We start from the raw sequence: 245 nt of genomic DNA, 5'->3' as shown, positions 1-245 counted from the left end.
CGGCCTGCTCGCGTTCGCGATCGGCGTCAGCGTGCTCCTGCGCATCGAGCAGGGGGTCGTAGTCTTCGCGCGGGATCTTGGACTCGATCGGGAGCCAGAGCGGGGTGTCGTCATGGCCGCGCCCGGGGAGGCGCACCGCGATGTCCACCATTTCGCAGCGGGCGGGGCGCACGATGACGCCGCGGGCGGACTGCGCCTGGGGGTGGGGCGGTTCCAGGATGTGGTCCAGCGCCTCTTCTCCCCAG

Annotated in this window: 1 protein-coding gene; it reads right to left on the bottom strand. The window is 71.8% G+C overall.

Features of this window, described 5'->3' with window-relative positions; all coding sequences use genetic code 11:
• On the bottom strand, positions 1 to 245 hold a 245-nt coding region (gene rmuC, locus ACQG3P_RS21855; protein ID WP_426806222.1), incomplete at both ends, for a DNA recombination protein RmuC.

Source organism: Stenotrophomonas sp. SrG, from assembly GCF_050031795.1.
Taxonomy (GTDB): Bacteria; Pseudomonadota; Gammaproteobacteria; order Xanthomonadales; family Xanthomonadaceae; genus Stenotrophomonas; species Stenotrophomonas rhizophila_A.
This window is presented reverse-complemented; position numbering and strand designations above follow the sequence as displayed.